Raw genomic sequence first — 247 nt, 5'->3', positions numbered from 1 at the left:
GTCCTGCATAGTGCTTGCGTGTTGTTAGATCCTTAAACACGTGCTGCTTTGTTAACTTGAAACTACCAATCGGATAGATTTTTGATGATAGTAAAAATACTTTTCTGGATTGCTTACCGTTTGCTTTCATATAATCAATGCCGTATTCAACGCGTAATTTCTGCGGAGAACCGGAATCATTTTTTAATTGAAATGAAAACTCAAGACAGTCTCCAAGCATAAGTGTATCCTTTGACAAAGAGAGATG

The 247-nt window shown here is 36.8% G+C and carries 1 pseudogene; it reads right to left on the bottom strand.

The window, feature by feature from the left end:
• Window positions 1–220: pseudogene (locus tag AOA60_RS33460) on the bottom strand (DNA alkylation repair protein); the annotation flags it as partial.
• Between the last annotated feature and the right edge of the window lie 27 nt (window positions 221–247).

The sequence above is a fragment of the Pseudomonas sp. 2822-17 genome (assembly GCF_002742485.1).
GTDB classification, from domain to species: domain Bacteria; phylum Pseudomonadota; class Gammaproteobacteria; order Pseudomonadales; family Pseudomonadaceae; genus Aquipseudomonas; species Aquipseudomonas cyclaminis.
Note: the sequence above shows the minus strand (reverse complement) of the source record. Positions and strands in the feature narration are given on the sequence as shown.